This window comes from Ruegeria sp. HKCCD6428, assembly GCF_013110595.1.
Lineage (GTDB): Bacteria > Pseudomonadota > Alphaproteobacteria > Rhodobacterales > Rhodobacteraceae > Ruegeria.
This window is the reverse complement of sequence record NZ_WVQX01000001.1, coordinates 66,397-84,829: the sequence shown is the minus strand read 5'-3', so window position 1 is coordinate 84,829 and position 18,433 is coordinate 66,397. Positions and strand designations below refer to the sequence as shown.

Sequence of the window (18,433 nt, the reverse complement as noted above, 5' to 3'; positions counted from 1 at the left end):
GCTTGGATTTAACGATTAAGGATTTGCAATGGCCCGCCTTTATGACAGTCGAAAACGTGTTCTCGTAACCGGTGGGGCCGGGTTTCTGGGCTCGCATCTGTGCGACAGGCTTCTGGATCAGGGGCATGAGGTTCTGTGCGTCGACAACCTGTTCACCGGCACCAAGCGCAATATCGACCATCTGCACAACAACCCGCGGTTCGAGTTCATGCGCCACGATGTGACCTTCCCGCTGTTTGTGGAGGTTGACGAGATCTATAACCTCGCCTGTCCGGCCTCGCCCGTGCATTATCAGCACGACCCGGTGCAGACGACCAAGACCAGCGTGCACGGCGCGATCAACATGCTGGGTCTGGCGAAGCGGTTGAAATGCAAGATCTTTCAGGCCTCGACCTCCGAAGTTTATGGCGACCCGACCATCCATCCGCAGACCGAAGATTATTGGGGCAACGTCAACCCGGTTGGCCCGCGCTCGTGCTATGACGAGGGCAAGCGCTGCGCCGAGACGTTGTTCTTCGACTATCACCGGCAGATGGGGTTAGAGATCAAGGTCGCCCGAATCTTCAACACCTACGGGCCCAGAATGCACCCCGCAGATGGGCGCGTCGTGTCGAACTTTATCATGCAGGCCCTGACGGGTGATCCGATCACGATCTTTGGGGACGGTACGCAGACCCGGTCTTTCTGTTACGTGGATGACCTGATCGAAGGGTTCATCCGCCTGATGGAGACCGGCCCGGACGTCACCGGCCCGGTCAATCTGGGCAATCCCAACGAATTCTCGATGAACGAACTGGCCCACGAAGTGCAGGCCCTTGTGGGGGCAGAAACCCCTGTCAGTTTCAAGGAATTGCCAGAGGATGACCCGAAACAGCGCCAGCCCGATATCACACTGGCGCGCACCCTGCTGGGTTGGGAGCCCAAAGTGCAACTGAAAGAAGGGCTGCACGCAACCATCCGGTATTTCCGAGACCTTCAGGCCGAAGTCGAGACCTAGGGCCAAGGCCCGGTTTAAGATCCGGGCACGCCCCCAGCCCCTGTCCTGCCCCGGCGCTTGCAGAACCTTCGCAAACCATCGCTTTATTCGAAATCTGCCTGATCCAGCAGCGTATAGGTGAACTTGTTGCCAAACGCGTCGCGCCCGGCTTCGCATTTCAGCAGAAACTCGGCAAAGTGACGCTGATCGGCGAATACCTGACACCCGGCGGAATAGATCGTATTCGCAGTGTCATCGTCACCGTTGTTTGGCCCCTTGTGCAGATTTATGCCGAACATCCCGCTTTGAGGATTAACAAGGTTCAGGTTTCCATCCCTGTTGTTGTCCCGAAACACGGTAACGTTTCCCAGCCTTTGACACAGCGCCTTGTGGCCTCCGGGCCGGCCTCGTTTATGAATATCGATCTTGTAGCAGGACCGGTATTGCCCCGGCGCCAGAATGGCCGTCCCATCCGGGTTTATCGGGTTCTTCAGGTAATGATCGCTGGGATCGGCCGTCATCGGGTAATACGCTATATCCCAAACGCCAAGAAACCGGTGAAACACCGTCATGACATCATCGAATTTCTTGGGTGAAACCGGGTGGGCGCGAATGCCCACTATGTTCAGGTTCCAATCGACAGTGGGGGTGTCGAAAACCACAAAACCTTTTTGGGACATGACATCCATAATCGCTCCCACAGAGGGTCTGAACATCTCTCAATTCTCCTTAAACAATGCGGCCATGTTACCACAGAAGTGACCAACCGTAAAAATCGCCCCCTTGGCTTGTCGCTGCGCGTGTAGGATTTTCGTTGCCTAACCCGTTGATCTCGTTCAAACTTGCTGAAACAAGAAACCATGATTGAGGTCCGGGCGTCCAAACCCTTTTTGATCGACAACCGATTTGCAGGACGAGAGGACGACATGAAAACACTGACCTATGGGCTGGCCTTTGCCATGCTGGCGACCCAGGCCCCGGCGCAACAGACGCTTAGCCTGGCATCTCCGATCCCGGACGGGGCGGAAACACGGTTTTGCTATTACAAGGGGCTGGCTTATTCACCGGATTCCTTCATCGTGATCTTTGGCGACAATACGGTCACTGACACGATCAACACGCGCGAGGAACGCCTGCTGCGATGTGTAAGCAGCGACAAGGGCACCATGCACTGGAAGCCACAAAGCACGTTTCAGGTCGGCCGCTAAGCCAGAAAAATCACTGTCGCCCGGGGCTTTTCAGCCGGATCAGACCGCCAATCCGATCAGGGCGACACCCACGGCCATGAGCACCGCGGCACCCAACCGTCGCGCCCAGTTGCCTTCCTTGAGGAATACGAACCCGATCAGTGCGGCAAAGATGACCGAAGTTTCCCGCAGCGCCGAAACCGCGCCCAGCGGTGCAAAATTCTTGGCGTACAGTACCAGACCATAAGCTGTCATCGATACCAGCCCGCCAAGAATGCCGATCATCCACACTTTGGCTGGCAGGTCTTTCAGGGTCGCACGTTTCCGCACCCCGACAAATCCGGCAATGAACAGGTGCAGAAACGCACCCCACGCCCAATAGCTGAGCGTGTTACCCGACAGCCGAACACCGATCCCGTCAACGACCGAATAGACCGAAATGCAGAACCCGGTACCCAGCGCAAACATCAGTGCGCTGCGCCCAACGCCCGAGCGCAGAGCTTTCCAACTGCTCAGCTGGATACCCAGGGCAATCAGGGCGATACCGGTCCAGGCCTGAAAAGGCAGCACTTCTCCGACCAAGGCCATTGCCCAAAGCGAAACCAGCGCCGGGACAATTCCACGGGCGATGGGGTAGACCACACTCAGATCACCATGCTGATAGGCTTTGCCCAGCATGAAGTAATAGCCGAAATGCACAACGGTCGAGAGCAGGATGTAAACAAAGCTCTCAGGGTTTGGCAGCGGCAGCAGCATCACCATGACCGCCGCAGGCAGCACTTGACCCAAAGCGACCAAACCCAGCATGGTGGTTCGATCCGCCGCTGTCTTCACGATTGCATTCCACACCGCGTGCAGCAAAGCAGCTAAAAGAATAATAAGGACAACGAACAGGGTCATGTCCGGACCTTTCCCGCAGAGATTTCGCGCCAAAAGGGTCAACTGCCCCATTCAATTGGCGCCATGTCTGCAAAGGGTGGATCGTTGTCAAGCCCGTTTCAGATCACCTGGGTTGTCAGCCATTTCTCGATCTTCGAGGCCGGCCCTTCCCAACCTGGCTCCATGAACAGGAAATGCGCATGATCTTTGACCAGCAAAAAGGTTCCGCGATCCCCATAGCGCGTTGCCAGTGCGCGGCAGGTATCGGGGTTAACAGCCCTGTCTTCGGCACCCGAGACCACCAGAACCGGGCAGTCAACCTTGTCGAAATCAACCTTGATCGCGTGATGGTCATCGAACATCCAAAAGAACATTTCAAACATCACGCGCCCGCTTTCCGCGCCCAATTGATCGAATACAGCGTGCTGCTGCGCCTCATCCATCTTGTTCAAGGCGAATGGGGCCATCAAATCGAACCCGACCCGCATCGGCTGCTTCCAGAATGGGCCGCCTTCCATCAAGGTGCGCGGTACAGCCCGTTCATCATCGGTTTCGGGCAAAGTGCCCCAAGGCGCATTGGGATTGATCAGAACGATGGCACTGGCCAAACCACGAGACGCCACTTGTTGCGCCACCACCCCAGCAATGGCATGCCCCAAAATGACAGGTTTGTGGTCCAGTCCCTGTACAAAATCGGCGATGTCATTGGTGTAGTCCATGACACTGGTATCGGTCAGACCCGGGTCGGGGTCCGCTTTCGGATCACCGTCATGGTAACGCAAGGCAGGAACGTGAACCGTCCAACCTTGGCCCCGAAAGAAGGCCGCGTAATCCTGCATGCACCAAGGTCCGGCAAATGCTCCGTGGATAAGAACGATTTCTTTGGTCATCGAAGTCCCCCCTGCGCTGCCTACAGTATGGGGATATGGTAAGACGTTACAACTGCCCGTGATCCCTGTTGCAGGTCGAAGCACAGGTCCTAAGATTGGACGCATGAGTTTTGTGACCGACAATCAATTGCCGCTGCTGATCCTGTTCTTTGTCATCGGCTCAATCGGCACTGCCTTTCTGTTTCGCAAACCGGCAGGGCACCGGGCGTGGAAACTGGCTGATCTGGTATGGGTTGTGCTGGGTGGCATCGGGGCATTGGTGGCTGTTTTGGCCGGGCTTTACACCTCGGACAGCTCGCGACTGGACCGACAGATCGACGTGGCCTATGCCGCGACGCTGGCATTTGACAGGGATGCGGCCCGGTTTCGCCTGCGGTTCTGTGATCCGGCCTATGATCCGGACACCGCCGTTTTATGCGAAAAGGTTGAATTCCTTTCAGCTTCGACCGCCAGCAACTCGGAACTGCCCCTGTTCATCGCGGTCACGAACGAAGTGGCCCCCCTACAGGGGCTTCACTTCCTGGTTGGGGGTCAGTCCAAGGGCGAAAAGGAGGAAATACGTGACATGGCCGCCAAGGCCGATGCCTTTGACATCGACCAGTTCCTAGTCTTCACATCACTGGACGAAAACACACAGACCGCCATTGACAACATGCGTCGCAAGGTTCCCGCGATTGCGGGCGACTATCTGATACTTGCGCAGAGCTACGATGACCTGATTGCGCAGGTCGGGAAGCTGAAAGAAGAATGGGAATACCTACAGGACAATGCTCATATTCTTGTCCTGCAAATCGTGGCCCTATGCCTTGTCAGTTTTGCGGCACCGTTTCGGCTTGGCAAATCCGTGGTCGAACTGCGCACCACGTTCAACGTCGATAAGCCTGCGCCAGAACCTGCGGGTCAGCCCCCAGAAAGTAACGCAGAAGAGTCCACAGGTTCCGAGCACCGCGCCGAATCCACCCCGCCCGCTCATACCGCTCCGCACTCGTAGAGGCGCGAGTATTCAGCACCGTTATCTTTGGCAACGCGCGCACCAAAGCCACATCTTCCATCAACGGCTGGTCCGGAAACCCGCCTGCCGTTTGATACGCGTGACGCGGAACCAGCAATCCCTGATCTCCGTAGGGCAATCCCAGCAGCCTGCTGCGCAGATTGGCCCAGCCAGCCACCCAGGCCGGCGCGATCCCGCGCGCGCGGAACGCCAGCCGAAAAGCAGCCGGTTTGGCTGAAGGCAGGTGGGCGCTGACGGTCTCGCTCCACCCCTGTTGCAGCACTGTATCCGCATGAAGAATCAGCAGCCAATCCCCTTTGGCCTGCGCGCACCCTCGGCGCAGCTGGCCGCCTCGGGATGGTGGGCCGGTCACGACCGTCGCACCGGCCTCTTCCGCAATATCCGGCGTGTGATCGGTTGAGCAGGCATCGCTGATGATCAATTCCCGAATCAACCCGGCATGCACCCCTTCCATCAAAGCCCCAAGACATTCGGGCAAAGCATCGGCGGCGTTGAGGGTCGGGATTACGACGGTAATAGGCGCGGGCACGTCTGATAACCTCTGGTCTTGGCATCGGAACTTCCTATATCACGAGGCCTGAGGAAATGACGAGGACCAAGCCATGCCCACCCGCCGCATTCTGCGCCTGTCCGGCTCGGATACCGAAAGCTTTTTGCAGGATCTGATTACCAACGACATTAAGGGGTTGGACAACGGGCTGGTCTACGCTGCTCTGCTTACTCCGCAGGGAAAGTACCTGGCGGATTTCTTCCTGAAACGAAATGACGACAGAGTTCTTCTGGATGTGGCCGAACACCTTGCGGATGATCTGGTCAAACGTCTGACGATGTACAAGTTGCGTGCGGATGTGACGATCGAGGGAACCGATCTGAACCTGCAACGCGGCACCAAGGCTGCGCCGGAAACCGCCCTGCCCGATCCCCGCCACCCGGACATGGGCTGGCGCAACTACTCCCCCGAACCCGAGGGCGATGATGGAACCGACTGGGATGCACTGCGCGTCCGGCACTGCATTCCCGAGTCAGGCATTGAACTGACCCCGGACAGTTACATCCTGGAATCCGGCTTCGAAGCGCTGAATGGCGTGGATTTCAAAAAAGGATGTTATGTCGGGCAGGAAGTGACCGCACGCATGAAGCACAAAACCGAATTGCGCAAAGGTCTGCGACGCGTCGTTGTCCAGGGCTCGGCCCCGGTGGGGACCGAGGTCAGTGCAAATGGCAAACCTGTCGGAACATTGTACACACAGGCCGGCGGAAACGGGATCGCGTATCTGCGATTTGATCGTGCAGGCCCTGAGATGCAGGCCGGAGACGCCACAGTGCGCCTGGAGGACTGAGCCCACCTTGTTGCCAAATCGGCACGACCCGCGCATCAGCTTGTATCGAAAAGTTTGAACCCGTTGTCCTGCACTGCCAAAGTGCAGGCAAACAGGACGAACCGGATACCCGCATGTTTCGACTTTATTCCGCGATCTGGCGCGCCAGTGCGGGGCGGCAGATCATCCTCATCATGCTGTCCGTCGCAATTGCGGGCCTTGCCGCCGTGCCGCTTGAGTTTCAGCGCGACATCGTCAACCACCTGACATCCGACGATGTCGGGACTGAAAAACTGATCCAACTGGGCATCGGCATGATGGCCGTCATCCTGCTGAGCCTCGCCCTGAAATGGGTACTGGGCTATCGCGCCGGAACCTTGGGCGAAGACATGATCCGGCTGATCCGCCAACGCCTGCTTTGGCGTTCGACCGACCTGAAGGATTCAGACGAAGGCCTGCGCAAAGGCACCATGACCACCGCCATTTCGGCCGAAGCCGAAGAGTTGGGCAAGTTTGCCGGTGGAGCCTTTTCGGATCCGGTCGTTCAGATTGGAACGCTGATCAGCGTCATCGGCTATATCTCGTCCACGCAACCAGGTCTGGGGCTGATTGCGTTGTCAATGATCGTGCCGCAAATCATCATCGTTCTGGTCTCGCAGCGCAAAGTGAACACTTTCGTGGCGGAACGGGTTCGCATTCTGCGCGGTGCCACCGACCGACTGACGACCGAGGATATCGAAGCCGTTGAGCGGGATATCAACATCATGTTCGATGACATTTACGACACGCGGCGGCGGATGTTCCTGTGGAAACTTTCGGCAAAGTTCCTGCTGAGCGTGATCAACGGGGCCGGCACCGTCGGCATCCTGATGCTGGGGGGATATCTGGTCTTACAGGGCAAAACGGATGTGGGCACCGTGGTGGCCGCCACCAGTGGGCTCAGCCGCATTCAGGGACCCACTGCCTTTCTGATCGCATTCTATCGTCAGGTCAGCGCCAATCGTATCAAGTACGAATTGATGCTGGAATTGTTCGGCCCGGATCCAACCCGCTATCGCTATCGACCCAACGCATAAAAAAAGACCGCGCGGCGGGTGCCTGCGCGGTCTGATGCGTAACGTGACGAAACGTCACGCGCGTTCGGAATACTCCATCGTTTCCGTGTTCACGACGATCATTTCGTCCTGGCCGATGAAGGGGGGAACCATGACTTTCACGCCATTGTCCAGCAGCGCGGGCTTGAAAGAGTTCGCCGCCGTTTGACCTTTTACCACCGGTTCGGTCTCGACGATCTTGCAGGTCACTTTCTGCGGCAGCGTCGCGTTCAGCGCCTCGCTTTCGTAGAATTCGACAACAATGGTCATGCCATCTTGCAGAAACGGACGGCGGTCACCCAGCAATTCTGCTGGTAATTCAATCTGTTCGTAGGTTTCTGAATCCATGAACACCAGCATCCCGTCGGATTCATACAGGAATTGCTGATCCTTTTGCTCCAGACGCACGCGTTCGACCTTGTCCGCCGAGCGGAAGCGTTCGTTCAATTTCGAGCCATTGCGCAGGTTGCGCAGCTCCACCTGTGCAAAAGCTCCGCCTTTGCCCGGCTTAACATGGTCGACCTTGACCGCTGCCCACAGGCCACCGTTATGCTCAAGCACATTGCCGGGGCGAATTTCGTTCCCATTTATCTTGGGCATTACATAAATCCTTCACAAACGGTTGATGCATCAGTTGCGGTCCCTATATCTGGCGGGATCACACCTGACAAGACAACGACACCTAGTGCTGCAGGTGCAGCGAGCCATGCAAGTGACGCAACGCAACTATGCATTTTAGCTGTATCCGAATCGCACCTAATCGGTCATAAGGACCCTCACGCCGAAAATGCAAGAGCAAGAACAACAAGGAAGACGAGATGAGAGATTTCGTTGACGGCACTGCCTTTAACAATGAGCAAGGCAATCGTGCGCGCAAACTTTTCGCGGCCGTTGTCCTGGCTGCGCTTGATGATGCTATCGCCGATGACAAGAAATACGGCAATGGCCCCGAACAAATCGCCCGCTGGGCGCGTTCGCGCGATGGGCGCGAAGTTCTGTCCTGCGCAGGCATTGACCCGAACGAACGGGTCGTCAGCGGATTGATGGAATTCGTTGGACGCGGCGTCCGTACCTCGGTCGCCCTGTCGCGGGAAGAAAGCGAACGCCGCAACGCTGCACAGCAGGCCGAAGCTGCCTGAACCAAAGTAGATTTGGATTGAACAAACGCGCTCTGCCTATCAGAGCGCGTTTTTCTATGCCTGATCGACAGGCATGAAGCCAATGGCTCAAAAGAACAACAGCCATTGCCGAACCACCCAGAGTTCAGCCGCCAGCATGGTAGCGAACAGGGCTTTGCCCCAAACCGGCAATCCACGCTGCCACAGAAGAACATATGCAGCCAGACAGACAAAGGCTGACACCGGTGCCACCCACAAAGCATGATGGTCGCTGTCCCAATAGCTGACAGGGCTTTGGAACACCCAGTCGCTGATGGGCCAGAACTGTGGCCGTCCGTCGCCCGCATGAAGCAGGAAATCTGTCGCAAGATGCAACAGACCCGCCGCTGCACCGACAGCCAGAACATGCCAACCTCTCCAGACTGCCAGCAGGAATGCCAGCCCCCATAGGATAAAGGAATTGTCTATGGCGAATACGGTCTGCCACGCCGGGGAAAAGTAAAGCTGCCCGAAGACCACCTGCTCGGGGATGCCCAGAACAAACAGGGATACGCCCGCCATCACGTATAGGGACAGATCCGGCAATAACGCTCCCAGCAGCGCAGCCCAGAGGACAGGCCCTTGCGGCGGCCGGGCGAACACGGCAGCCCCGATCAAAAGATGCGCAGGCGTATTCATCCGGGGCTTTCCCTTTCGGCTCAAATCAGATCATCTGCGCCCAGACTTATAGGAGACAAGGCATGGTTCGCGCCATCATGATTCAAGGGACCGGCAGCAATGTCGGAAAATCGGTTCTGGTGGCGGGGCTGGCGCGCGCCTACACGCGCCGGGGCCTTCGGGTCGCGCCGTTCAAACCACAAAACATGTCGAACAATGCAGCCGTCACCGAAAACGGTGGCGAAATTGGCCGCGCACAAGCCCTTCAGGCCCGCGCGGCAAAGCGGGCAACACACACGGACATGAACCCTATTCTGCTCAAACCCGAGACGGATACCGGCGCGCAGATTATCGTTCAGGGGCAGCGCGCTGGCACGATGAAGGCCGGTGACTATCGTAAGGACAAATCCAAGCTACTGGGCGCAGCACTGGAAAGCTTTGACAGGCTCTGCGCCGACGCTGATCTGGTTCTGATCGAGGGCGCTGGCAGCCCGGCTGAGACCAACCTGCGCAAAGGTGACATCGCCAATATGGGATTTGCCCGTGCAGCGGACATTCCTGTTGTTCTGGTCGGGGACATCCATCGTGGCGGGGTGATTGCGCAGATCGTTGGGACTCAGGCCGTTCTGGACGAAGGCGACGTGGCGCAGATCAGGGGTTTTGCCATCAACCGTTTCAAGGGCGACGTGTCCCTGTTTGACGAAGGCCGTGATGACATCTCGGCCCGAACAGGCTGGCCCTGCCTTGGGGTTGTGCCCTGGTTTCACGACGCCTGGAAACTGCCGGCCGAAGACATGATGGACATCCGTTCCCATACAGGCGGCGCGTGCAAGGTCGTTGTGCCCCAACTGGAGCGTATGGCCAATTTCGACGATCTCGATCCGTTGTCTGCCGAGCCCGGCGTGAGCGTCGAGGTCATTCCAGGCGGACGTCCCCTGCCCGGCGATGCGGATCTGGTTCTGCTTCCCGGCAGCAAGTCCACGATCGGAGATCTGAGCTATTTTCGTGCACAGGGCTGGGATATCGACCTGTATGCACATGTTCGCCGCGGTGGACATGTCCTGGGGTTGTGCGGCGGCTATCAGATGCTGGGCAAGACCATTTCCGATCCTGATGGCGTGGACGGCCGGCCGGGCAAAGTTGATGGATTGGGGTTGCTGAACGTCGATACCGTAATGGGCGGGCAGAAACAGGTCATCCTGCGTTCCGCCCATGCCCTGCCAGACCGAGAGCCGGTCAGCGGATACGAAATCCACATGGGCCATACCGACGGCCCTGACCGCGCCCGCGCATGGCTTGAGGTCGAAGGTAGACCAGAAGGCGCCGCCAGCAGCAACGGCCGGGTCAAGGGCAGCTATCTGCACGGAATTTTCTCGTCAGACGCATTTCGTGCCCGCTACTTGTCAACGCTGGGCGTGACGTCGGACATAGCCTACGAAGACGGAGTAGAGCAGGCGCTGGATGATCTGGCCGATCATCTGGAACGCCACATGAATCTTGACCTGATGCTGAGCCTGGGCCAGCCACCACAGCGCGGCTGAATCTTATCCCAGATCTTTCGCGGCGAGCGCACGCGCGATTTCCCGCCGAACCATTTTGCGCACGTTTCGCGTGATCCGCTCGCCCATCGCGCCTTGCAACTCCTGGCGGACAACTTCCGCGATCAGCTCACGCAATGTTTCTTCATCCAAATCCGTTGTCGAAACGTCTACAACGACTTCAGTGGCACGATCGGATTCAGCCGGTCGTCCCGCCCGGATGAACTCTGCGTTTTGTATCGAAGCGGACTCGGGTTGAGGATCGTCCGTATCTTCCTGATCAGTCAGAACGACGGTCCTTGCGGCCGCAAACTCCTCTTCGACGTTCCACGGCAGGGAATGCGTCGGTGTGCCGGAATAGGCGTCTGCGCTGTCGCCATCCGGCTCCCATTGATCCTCGGTTTGCGCAATCGCCGCTTCCAGCGCTTCGATCTTGGCACTCAGGCTGATCGCGGGATCATCGGTTGAGCCAGTTTCCGCGGAATGCCCCTCGGTCGCGTCATCCGCAGTGTTGGCAGGATCACCTGCCCTGACGATGTCGCAGGCACGCAGCAGCATCGGCTTGGCCGAGTCGGCAACATCAGGAGACGGCTTGGCGGGCATGATCTCGGGCTGAGCGGGTTTGCTGATGCGCAGCGCGTCCGTCAGCACCAAACGCCCCGGCTTGCGCGTTGCACCCTGTTGATCCGAGGAGGATTTACCGCGACTGTCTTCACTGACCAGACGTTTGACCGAAGACAGAACGTCTTCGATCCCTGCTTTCACGACATTATCAGACATTGTTCTCTACCGCTCTATCGTTGGATCGAGTGTAGCCAAACAATCCGAGCCCTACAACAAATAGTATTGCCGGTCAGTCCCGACGCAACGCTTTGAGGACTCGATCCAGATCCTTGCTCTGTTTGCTGACACGCGCGGGGGCTTTCTTGACCAGATTATAGTACAAAGTCGGGTCATAGATCTGAACCGCCAGGCCAAGACGTTCTGCCGTCAAAAGGCCCTGCGCCTGCAACAGCTGATACGCTGCGCGGGATCGTTCCGTTCGCGACGCCACTTCGGCCAGCTGCGCGTCCAGCAAATCCTGCTGAGCATTCAGAACGTCCAAAGTGGTCCGGGCACCCAAGGTCGCTTCTTCCCTGATGCCATCAAATGCCACCTGCGATGCGCGAACCCGTTCCGTCGATGCCCTGAGGCTGGCACTGGCTGCCTGGAACGCTGCATACCGGTCCGTAACGCCCTGTGTGATATTCTTTTGTACGTTCAGAAGATTCGCACGAGACGCATCCCGATTTGCCATAGCGCGCCGCACATTCGCGGCCAACCGGCCACCGGCGTAAATCGGCTGTGTAAAGTCCAGCGACACGGTCGCGTCGTTCACATAGTCGTTGTTGTCATAGCTTTCACGCACACCCGCATCAGCATTCAAACTGACATTCGGCCCAAGGTTGGCCCGCTGCTGCTGTACAATCAGATCAAAAGCGCGGACCTGATGCTGCGCCGACAGAATCGCCGGGTGGTTGCGTTGCGCGAGGCTGATCGCTTCTGCCTCACTTCGTGGCAGATTGGGCAGGCTGGGTTGACCGGCCGTCCTCCCTGGCGCCTTGCCGACCGCATTGACATATTCAGCCTGCGCGATGCTCAGTTCACCACGAGCGACCGCCAGATCAGCTTGCGAACTTGCCAACTGCGCCTCGGAAAGCGCCACGTCCGTGCGCGTCACTTCGCCAACTTCGAAGCGATCATTCGATGCGCGAAGCTCTTCCGCCGAAACATCCACGTTGTTCTGGCGAATTGCGACTGTTTCTTCCTGTAGCAGCACGCCCAGGTAAGCATTTGCAGCGCGGATGAGCACCTGTTGTTCAATGTCGATCAGGGTTTGTCTGGTCGACAGAACCGTTTCCTGCGCCGATTGCTTGCCCAGAACCGAAGCGCCACCATCATACAGAAGCTGAGTTAGCCCCAGACCGGTGAAAAACCGGGACGGCTCGGTCGTTGTGACCACATTGTTGGTCCGAGACCGGGTATAATCCTGGCTGACCTGTACAGTCCAGTTGATGATTGGCCGCAATGCAGAAAGCGCGATTGCCACGTCTTCATCTGCCGCGCGCAGCAGCGCCCGGTTCTGCTCCAGCAAGCCGCTTGTATTATACGCGCCGATGAAGGCGTCTGTTATGTTGTCAGCCCACACCGGACGCCCTGGCATAACGCTGATGGCAAGTCCTGCGGTCACTGCGAATGCCCTGACCAGCTTGCCTGTCGCTGAACCACGCATACCGAAATCCTCTCAAACGAAATTACACTGCCCTGAAGGCAGTTTGCGGTCTTCTTTTCAACTAATCAAGGCGCCAGCAGAATCTATCGGCGAACTATAGCGAAAATGCACACTCCGCCGAAAAGCTCTCTAGTATCGGTGCACTGGCGTTGAACGCATCCCGCCAGCTGACCCGGCCTCCGGTCTTTCGACCGATCCGCACAGTTCCAAGATTGCCTTCAACAAACAGGCATGCAATCCGGCCATGTTCCTTGAGCTGATCCAACAGCGCGTCGGGAATCCGTTCAACACCGCCCTGCACCATGATCGCATCGTAAGGACCGTGCTCAGCCGCACCCTGATCCGAAGGACCGGCGTGGATAATGGCATTGTCCACATCGGCCTCAGCCAACAGGCTTTGCGCCTCGGACGCCAGCGAGTCGTCGCTTTCCACACCAACAACCAACTGGGCCATACGCGCGGCAACCGCAGTGGAATACCCCGTCGCCGGAGCGATATCGAGAATCATCTCGTCGTTCGAAATGTTGAGCGCATCCAGCATTTTAGCAAGCGTTCTCGGCTCGAGCATACAGCGCCCGTTGCCCAGATCGATCACACTGTCGGCATAGGCGGCCTCACGCTGTGCGTCAGGCACGAAGTTTTCGCGCGGGACGTTCAACATCGCCTCAATTATCGGGAACTTTGTAACATCCGAAGGCCGGATTTGCGTATCAACCATAGTGCGGCGCCGGGCAGCGAAATCTGTCATAGGATCTCTCGAGTCATTCCCAAAGTTACCCGGCTTTTGCCACATCCTGAAACGCCCAGCAACGGCCCTGTTGACGCAACCCCCCGCGCCTGTGCGTTTGCGGTTGCGGGCTTCGGCAAATTTCAATCTCGTCGACAAAAATTGCGCGCAATCCTCTGGACGCCCCTTGGGAAAGCTGCTAAAACCCCACGCACACCACAGCAAGTATTTGATTTTGCTTGAAAAGGCGAGTTGGCGGAGTGGTGACGCAGCGGATTGCAAATCCGTCTACACCGGTTCGATTCCGGTACTCGCCTCCAGTACCTCCAATGACTTGCGGTACTTTTTCCCTCCTCGAGGTCCAATATCCAACCAACTATTGGATTTTTCGTATTGTGATCTTGTTCTGTTCCATCCGAATGCGAGCATTCTGGACATATGCCGCCAGCTTGCGTTCAGGCAACACCCGCCGTACTTCCTGGGCATCTTCATCTTGAAATGATCAGAATTGGTGACCTGAACCATTGGTCCCAGCCATTTGGGTACAAACCTTTCTTGTAGTCAGATTGCGATCAGGGACGGCCAAGCAGGCCCTTTGCGCGGTTCACGCAGCGGCAGAATGGTGCTGCAAACAAAGCTGTCGGATTGTCTGTCGTCCATGGCTGGAATTGACCTGCCATTACCTGTGCTGCTTCGACCTGGTTGGGACGGCATCGCGCCTGCGCGAAGCGTGCAGACTGCCTTATGCAATTTGGCCTATCCTTCTTTCTGACGTGTTCGTCCAACGGGGTTCCCGAAAGCATTGCTCAAGCAACAGCTCTTGAGCAATATTATGTCTCACCATCGCCGGAAAACGAAACTTCATGACAACTCGGGAAGGATGAACTAGGACTCTAACAAAGAAAAAGTTCTGGACGTATTGTGGAACACATTGCCTTTACCTTCGAGATGGGGGTCGTTTGCACCCTGCTGGCTTTCACCGTTTTTCTTTTCGTTTCCGAGATCATAAGGATCGACCTTTCCGCCATATTGGTTCTGGTTCTCATAGGCTTGCTCAGCTACGCGCCCGGGCTGGGAAATCTGGCGGATGTCACCCTTCTGTTCGACGGCTTCGCATCCAATGCCGTCATCTCGATCATTGCGGTCATGATCGTCGGGGCCGGTCTGGACAAGACGGGGATCATGAACAAGGTGGCTGCCGTCATCCTCAAATACGGCGGCAAGTCCGAAGGCAGGGTTGTACCAATCATTTCCGGCACCGTTGGCGTCATATCCTCGTTCATGCAGAATGTCGGCGCCGCTGCTCTGTTTCTGCCGGTTGTCAGCCGAATTTCCACACGGTCGGGCATACCGCTGTCGCGCCTGCTCATGCCGATGGGATTCTGCGCCATTTTGGGCGGCACCATGACGATGGTGGGGTCGTCTCCTCTTATCCTGCTGAACGATCTGATCCTGACGGCAAATGACAGTCTGCCGGCCTCTCAGAAAATGGAGCCCTTCGGCCTGTTCTCGGTCACGCCGATCGGTGCGGTTCTGATCCTGACGGGAATTGGTTACTTTCTGCTGTTGGGACGTTGGGTTTTGCCCGAGGCTGAAGGGCCTGACAATACGGGTACCGGACAAGGGACACAGGAATACCTGCAAAGGGTCTATGGCCTCAAAGCCGATGTGTTCGAAGTCGTGGTGCCCGAGGACAGCCCTTTGGTCGGCGAGATTCTGGCCGACATCAACCACGAAAACCACCTGTACATCATTTCCACCTTCTATCGCGGCAAAACCTCGATGGTTCAGGTTTTGACAGCGGAAATTGCAGCGCCGTGTCGGCTGGCCATCGTCGGCCGCCGTTGGGAGGTCGAGAAGTTCGCCGAGAAATACGGGCTGACCGTTCTTCCGGATTTGGACATTTTCGTCGAAGAGTTCGCCCCAACCAATGCAGGCGTGGCCGAGGTGGTCATCACGCCCGACAGCAAGCTGATCGGCAAATGCCCCCGCGAGCTTTTGTTTCGCAAGACCTACGGGATGTCGCTGCTGGCCATTCACCGCGGCGAAGAGACGCTGAGCCATGTCGAGACCGAGGATCACGAATCCACTCAGATCGGACTCGAAAAGTTTCAGGCGGGCGACATGCTTGTGGCACATACCAGATGGGACAACCTGATGCGGATCAAACGAGATCCGGATTTCGTCGTCGTGACGACGGACTTTCCTCAGGACGAGCTGCGGCCGCAAAAAGTCGGCTGGGCCCTGGCATTCTTCGCCATTTCGCTGTCGTTGATCCTGTTCACGGATGTCCGGCTTTCACTCTGTCTTCTTACCGGCGCGGTGGGCATGATGCTGACCCGTGTGCTCAGCGTGGACGAGGCATACCGCGCGGTCGGATGGAACACCGTATTCCTGCTCGCCTGCCTCATACCTTTGGGACAAGCCGTGCAGAACACAGGCACGGCCGCGTGGATCGCGCAGCAGATCATGATAATTCTGGACGGCTGGCCGCTCTGGTCGCTGCAAACCGGCATCGCTGTTCTGGCGACGGCCTTTTCTTTGGTCATGTCCAATGTGGGGGCCACGGTTCTGCTGGTGCCTCTGGCGGTATCGATTGCGGTGGCGGCGGGTGGAAACCCGGCCGTCTTTGCCCTGACGGTCGCCATATCGACCTCGAACAGCTTCATCATCCCAACCCATCAGGTAAACGCGTTGATCATGGGTCCGGCCGGATACAAGGTGATGGATTTCGTCCGCTCCGGCGGAATAATGACGGCGCTGTTTCTGGTCGTCTCGCTGCTCATGATAAACGTCATCTATTAGCGCAAGAGGATCCAGGGGGTTCGGTGGTCTTTACCCATCATCTGGACAGGTTCAGTCGAAGCACCGGTTGGCCATAGTCTACGCCCCTTGCTGAGATACCGTTCGTCGCCCGGCCCACCTCAGGCTGGGTCCCGGCACACCATGCCGCCCATCGACGCCCACAGGTCGCTTTCCATGCCTCTGCATAATTGTTGCGCGCGACTCGCTTGACAAGCAGGCCAGCGGTGCCGCATGTCCCTTTCGTTGGTGTCGGTGACAGCCGATGAAAAGGGAATGCGTCAACGGTCTTGCCGCCAAACGCAGCCGCCCCCGCGACCGTGAACGGAGAGGATGCCCAATGCCACTGGCTCGAAAGCCGGGAAGGCGGGACATCCGACAGAGGCCCGCCTCTGGCATCCGCAAGCCGGGAGACCTGCCAACAACCGAAGTTGAAACCGGGCGGGGTGTTCCGGTGTCGGGTCCATGACCAATCGTGGCCCGCATGAAACCCCGTCCCCCGCGAAGAGGATTTGGGGGGATGAGAGACATGACCGAGACCGCACCAGTCGAGTTGCTGGTCTGTACCACCTGCCGTCGCGGCCTGCCTGTCGAAGATGACGCGCAACGCCCGGGCGCTTTGTTGCACAAGGCCCTGGAACAGGCAGACCTGCCCGACGGTGTCACCCTGAAAGCCGTTGAATGCCTGTCAAACTGCGATCAAGGCTGTTCGATCGTGTTGCGCGGGCCGGGCCGCTGGACCTTCGTGTATGAAAACCTGAACGAAACAGATCATGTCGACGTCATCGTCGACGGCGCGACCAAGTATCTGGCCACGGAAGATGGTTTGGTGAAATGGCGCGAACGCCCCGAACATTTTCGCAAGAACTGTGCCTCGCGCATTCCCCCCATTGGAGCCTGACATGTCGAACCTCGAAAAACTCCCCGTCACAGTGATCACCGGCTTTCTGGGCTCGGGCAAGACCACTTTGGTGCGTCACCTGATGCAGAACCCGCAGGGCAAGCGCCTTGCCGTCGTGGTCAACGAGTTCGGCGATGTAGGCGTCGATGGCGACATCCTGAAATCCTGCGCCATTCCTGATTGCCCGGCGGAAAACATCATGGAACTGGCCAATGGCTGCATCTGCTGCACCGTGGCAGATGATTTCATTCCCACCATCGAGGCCCTGATGGCGTTGGAGCCGCGCCCGGATCATATCCTGATCGAAACCAGCGGTCTGGCCCTGCCGAAACCGCTGCTCAAGGCATTCGACTGGCCTGACATCCGCTCGAAGATCACCGTCGACGGCGTGATCGCCTTGGCCGATGCCGAGGCTGTGGCCGCAGGCCGTTTCGCGCCCAATGTCGAAGCGGTGGACGCCCAGCGCATGGCCGATGACTCGATCGACCACGAAACGCCCCTGTCCGAGGTGTTCGAGGATCAGATCTCGTGCGCCGACATCATCCTGCTGACCAAGCCCGACCTCGCCGGCCCCGAAGGCGTGGCCAAAGCGCGCGAGATCATCGCCGCCGAGGCGCCGCGCCCCCTGCCCGTCGTCGAAGTGGCCGAAGGTGCCGTGGACGTGCGCGTTGTGCTGGGTCTGGAAGCCGCCGCCGAGGATGACATGGACGCCCGACCCTCGCATCACGACGGCCATCACGATCACGAGCATGACGATTTCGAAAGCATCATCGTCGAGCTGCCCGAGCAGACCGATCCGGCCCAACTGGTCGCCAATATCGAACGCCTCGCCAATGAACTGAACATCCTGCGCGTCAAAGGGTATGCCGCCGTTCAGGGCAAACCCATGCGCCTGCTGGTTCAGGCGGTCGGCGCGCGGGTACGGCACCAGTATGACCGCCCGTGGGAACCCGGTGAAGACCGTCGTTCGCGTCTGGTCGTCATCGCCGAGCATGACGATATCAAAGAGGCGGAAATCCGCGAAATCCTCGTGGGTGTGCGTGAGGCCGCCGAGTAAGACC

The 18,433-nt window shown here is 57.9% G+C and carries 18 protein-coding genes, 1 tRNA gene, 1 pseudogene and 1 riboswitch; of the genes and pseudogenes, 11 read left to right on the top strand and 9 right to left on the bottom strand.

Annotated elements, in window-relative coordinates:
• Window positions 1-28 precede the first annotated feature (28 nt).
• A complete protein-coding gene (locus tag GS620_RS00410; RefSeq protein ID WP_171613532.1) occupies window positions 29-997 on the top strand; it encodes a UDP-glucuronic acid decarboxylase family protein in 969 nt (322 codons plus the stop codon).
• Window positions 998-1,080: 83 nt separating this feature from the next.
• Here the strand turns inward: GS620_RS00410 and GS620_RS00405 are convergent, their stop codons facing one another.
• Window positions 1,081-1,692, bottom strand: a complete 612-nt coding sequence (locus GS620_RS00405; protein ID WP_171613531.1) for a hypothetical protein — start codon at window positions 1,690-1,692, stop codon at window positions 1,081-1,083.
• A 210-nt stretch (window positions 1,693-1,902) separates the two neighbouring features.
• Here GS620_RS00405 and GS620_RS00400 point away from each other — a divergent pair, with 210 nt between their 5' ends.
• Window positions 1,903-2,184 (top strand): hypothetical protein, encoded by a 282-nt coding sequence (locus GS620_RS00400; RefSeq protein ID WP_152457476.1) that lies wholly within the window; start codon window positions 1,903-1,905, stop codon window positions 2,182-2,184.
• Window positions 2,185-2,223: 39 nt separating this feature from the next.
• On the opposite strand, the gene GS620_RS00395 is transcribed toward GS620_RS00400, so the two are convergent.
• Both GS620_RS00395 and GS620_RS00390 read right to left on the bottom strand, forming a co-directional pair.
• Window positions 2,224-3,063, bottom strand: a complete 840-nt coding sequence (locus tag GS620_RS00395) for a DMT family transporter (protein ID WP_171613529.1) — start codon at window positions 3,061-3,063, stop codon at window positions 2,224-2,226.
• Between the two features lie 98 nt (window positions 3,064-3,161).
• Entirely contained in the window at window positions 3,162-3,932 is a 771-nt protein-coding gene (locus GS620_RS00390) for an alpha/beta hydrolase (protein WP_171170424.1), read from the bottom strand.
• A gap of 103 nt (window positions 3,933-4,035) precedes the next feature.
• On the opposite strand from GS620_RS00390, the pseudogene GS620_RS00385 reads away from it, so the two are divergent.
• A pseudogene (locus tag GS620_RS00385) lies at window positions 4,036-4,791 on the top strand (hypothetical protein); the annotation flags it as partial.
• 7 nt (window positions 4,792-4,798) lie between these two features.
• Here the strand turns inward: GS620_RS00385 and GS620_RS00380 are convergent.
• Complete coding sequence (locus tag GS620_RS00380; RefSeq protein ID WP_171613527.1) at window positions 4,799-5,473, bottom strand: TIGR04283 family arsenosugar biosynthesis glycosyltransferase; 675 nt, start codon at window positions 5,471-5,473, stop codon at window positions 4,799-4,801.
• A 73-nt stretch (window positions 5,474-5,546) separates the two neighbouring features.
• On the opposite strand from GS620_RS00380, the gene GS620_RS00375 reads away from it, so the two are divergent.
• Window positions 5,547-6,284, top strand: coding sequence for a folate-binding protein YgfZ (locus tag GS620_RS00375; RefSeq protein ID WP_152457472.1), 738 nt, complete (start codon window positions 5,547-5,549; stop codon window positions 6,282-6,284).
• A gap of 113 nt (window positions 6,285-6,397) precedes the next feature.
• Window positions 6,398-7,339, top strand: a complete 942-nt coding sequence (locus tag GS620_RS00370; protein ID WP_152457471.1) for an ABC transporter transmembrane domain-containing protein — start codon at window positions 6,398-6,400, stop codon at window positions 7,337-7,339.
• A gap of 54 nt (window positions 7,340-7,393) precedes the next feature.
• Here GS620_RS00370 and efp read toward each other — a convergent pair whose 3' ends face one another.
• Window positions 7,394-7,957, bottom strand: coding sequence for an elongation factor P (efp, locus tag GS620_RS00365; protein WP_170346480.1), 564 nt, complete (start codon window positions 7,955-7,957; stop codon window positions 7,394-7,396).
• Window positions 7,958-8,175: 218 nt separating this feature from the next.
• Here efp and GS620_RS00360 point away from each other — a divergent pair, with 218 nt between their 5' ends.
• Entirely contained in the window at window positions 8,176-8,496 is a 321-nt protein-coding gene (locus tag GS620_RS00360; protein ID WP_037310273.1) for a DUF6280 family protein, read from the top strand.
• Window positions 8,497-8,583: 87 nt separating this feature from the next.
• On the opposite strand, the gene GS620_RS00355 is transcribed toward GS620_RS00360, so the two are convergent.
• Window positions 8,584-9,153: a cobalamin biosynthesis protein CobQ gene (locus GS620_RS00355; RefSeq protein ID WP_171613525.1), complete on the bottom strand. Its 570-nt coding sequence runs from the start codon at window positions 9,151-9,153 to the stop codon at window positions 8,584-8,586.
• 62 nt (window positions 9,154-9,215) lie between these two features.
• On the opposite strand from GS620_RS00355, the gene GS620_RS00350 reads away from it, so the two are divergent.
• Complete coding sequence (locus tag GS620_RS00350; RefSeq protein ID WP_171613523.1) at window positions 9,216-10,673, top strand: cobyric acid synthase; 1,458 nt, start codon at window positions 9,216-9,218, stop codon at window positions 10,671-10,673.
• A gap of 3 nt (window positions 10,674-10,676) precedes the next feature.
• Here the strand turns inward: GS620_RS00350 and GS620_RS00345 are convergent, their stop codons facing one another.
• The 3 genes from GS620_RS00345 to GS620_RS00335 all read right to left on the bottom strand — a co-directional run bounded on the left by GS620_RS00345 (window position 10,677) and on the right by GS620_RS00335 (window position 13,690).
• Window positions 10,677-11,450, bottom strand: a complete 774-nt coding sequence (locus GS620_RS00345) for a hypothetical protein (RefSeq protein WP_171613520.1) — start codon at window positions 11,448-11,450, stop codon at window positions 10,677-10,679.
• A gap of 73 nt (window positions 11,451-11,523) precedes the next feature.
• Window positions 11,524-12,942 carry a TolC family outer membrane protein gene (locus tag GS620_RS00340; protein WP_171170416.1) on the bottom strand — a complete coding sequence of 473 codons (1,419 nt, stop codon included), beginning with the start codon at window positions 12,940-12,942 and terminating at the stop codon, window positions 11,524-11,526.
• Window positions 12,943-13,036: 94 nt separating this feature from the next.
• A complete protein-coding gene (locus GS620_RS00335) occupies window positions 13,037-13,690 on the bottom strand; it encodes a protein-L-isoaspartate O-methyltransferase (protein WP_171613518.1) in 654 nt (217 codons plus the stop codon).
• A 225-nt stretch (window positions 13,691-13,915) separates the two neighbouring features.
• Between GS620_RS00335 and GS620_RS00330 the strand changes: the two genes are divergently transcribed.
• The 4 genes from GS620_RS00330 (at window position 13,916) to cobW (ending at window position 18,429) form a co-directional block, all read left to right on the top strand.
• Window positions 13,916-13,989, top strand: a tRNA-Cys gene (locus GS620_RS00330).
• 628 nt (window positions 13,990-14,617) lie between these two features.
• Complete coding sequence (locus GS620_RS00325; protein ID WP_171228874.1) at window positions 14,618-16,474, top strand: SLC13 family permease; 1,857 nt, start codon at window positions 14,618-14,620, stop codon at window positions 16,472-16,474.
• A 227-nt stretch (window positions 16,475-16,701) separates the two neighbouring features.
• Window positions 16,702-16,909: riboswitch (cobalamin riboswitch) on the top strand.
• Window positions 16,910-17,000: 91 nt separating this feature from the next.
• Window positions 17,001-17,372: a DUF1636 domain-containing protein gene (locus GS620_RS00320; RefSeq protein ID WP_152457464.1), complete on the top strand. Its 372-nt coding sequence runs from the start codon at window positions 17,001-17,003 to the stop codon at window positions 17,370-17,372.
• A 1-nt stretch (window position 17,373) separates the two neighbouring features.
• A complete protein-coding gene (cobW, locus tag GS620_RS00315) occupies window positions 17,374-18,429 on the top strand; it encodes a cobalamin biosynthesis protein CobW (RefSeq protein WP_171119456.1) in 1,056 nt (351 codons plus the stop codon).
• Window positions 18,430-18,433: the final 4 nt, after the last annotated feature.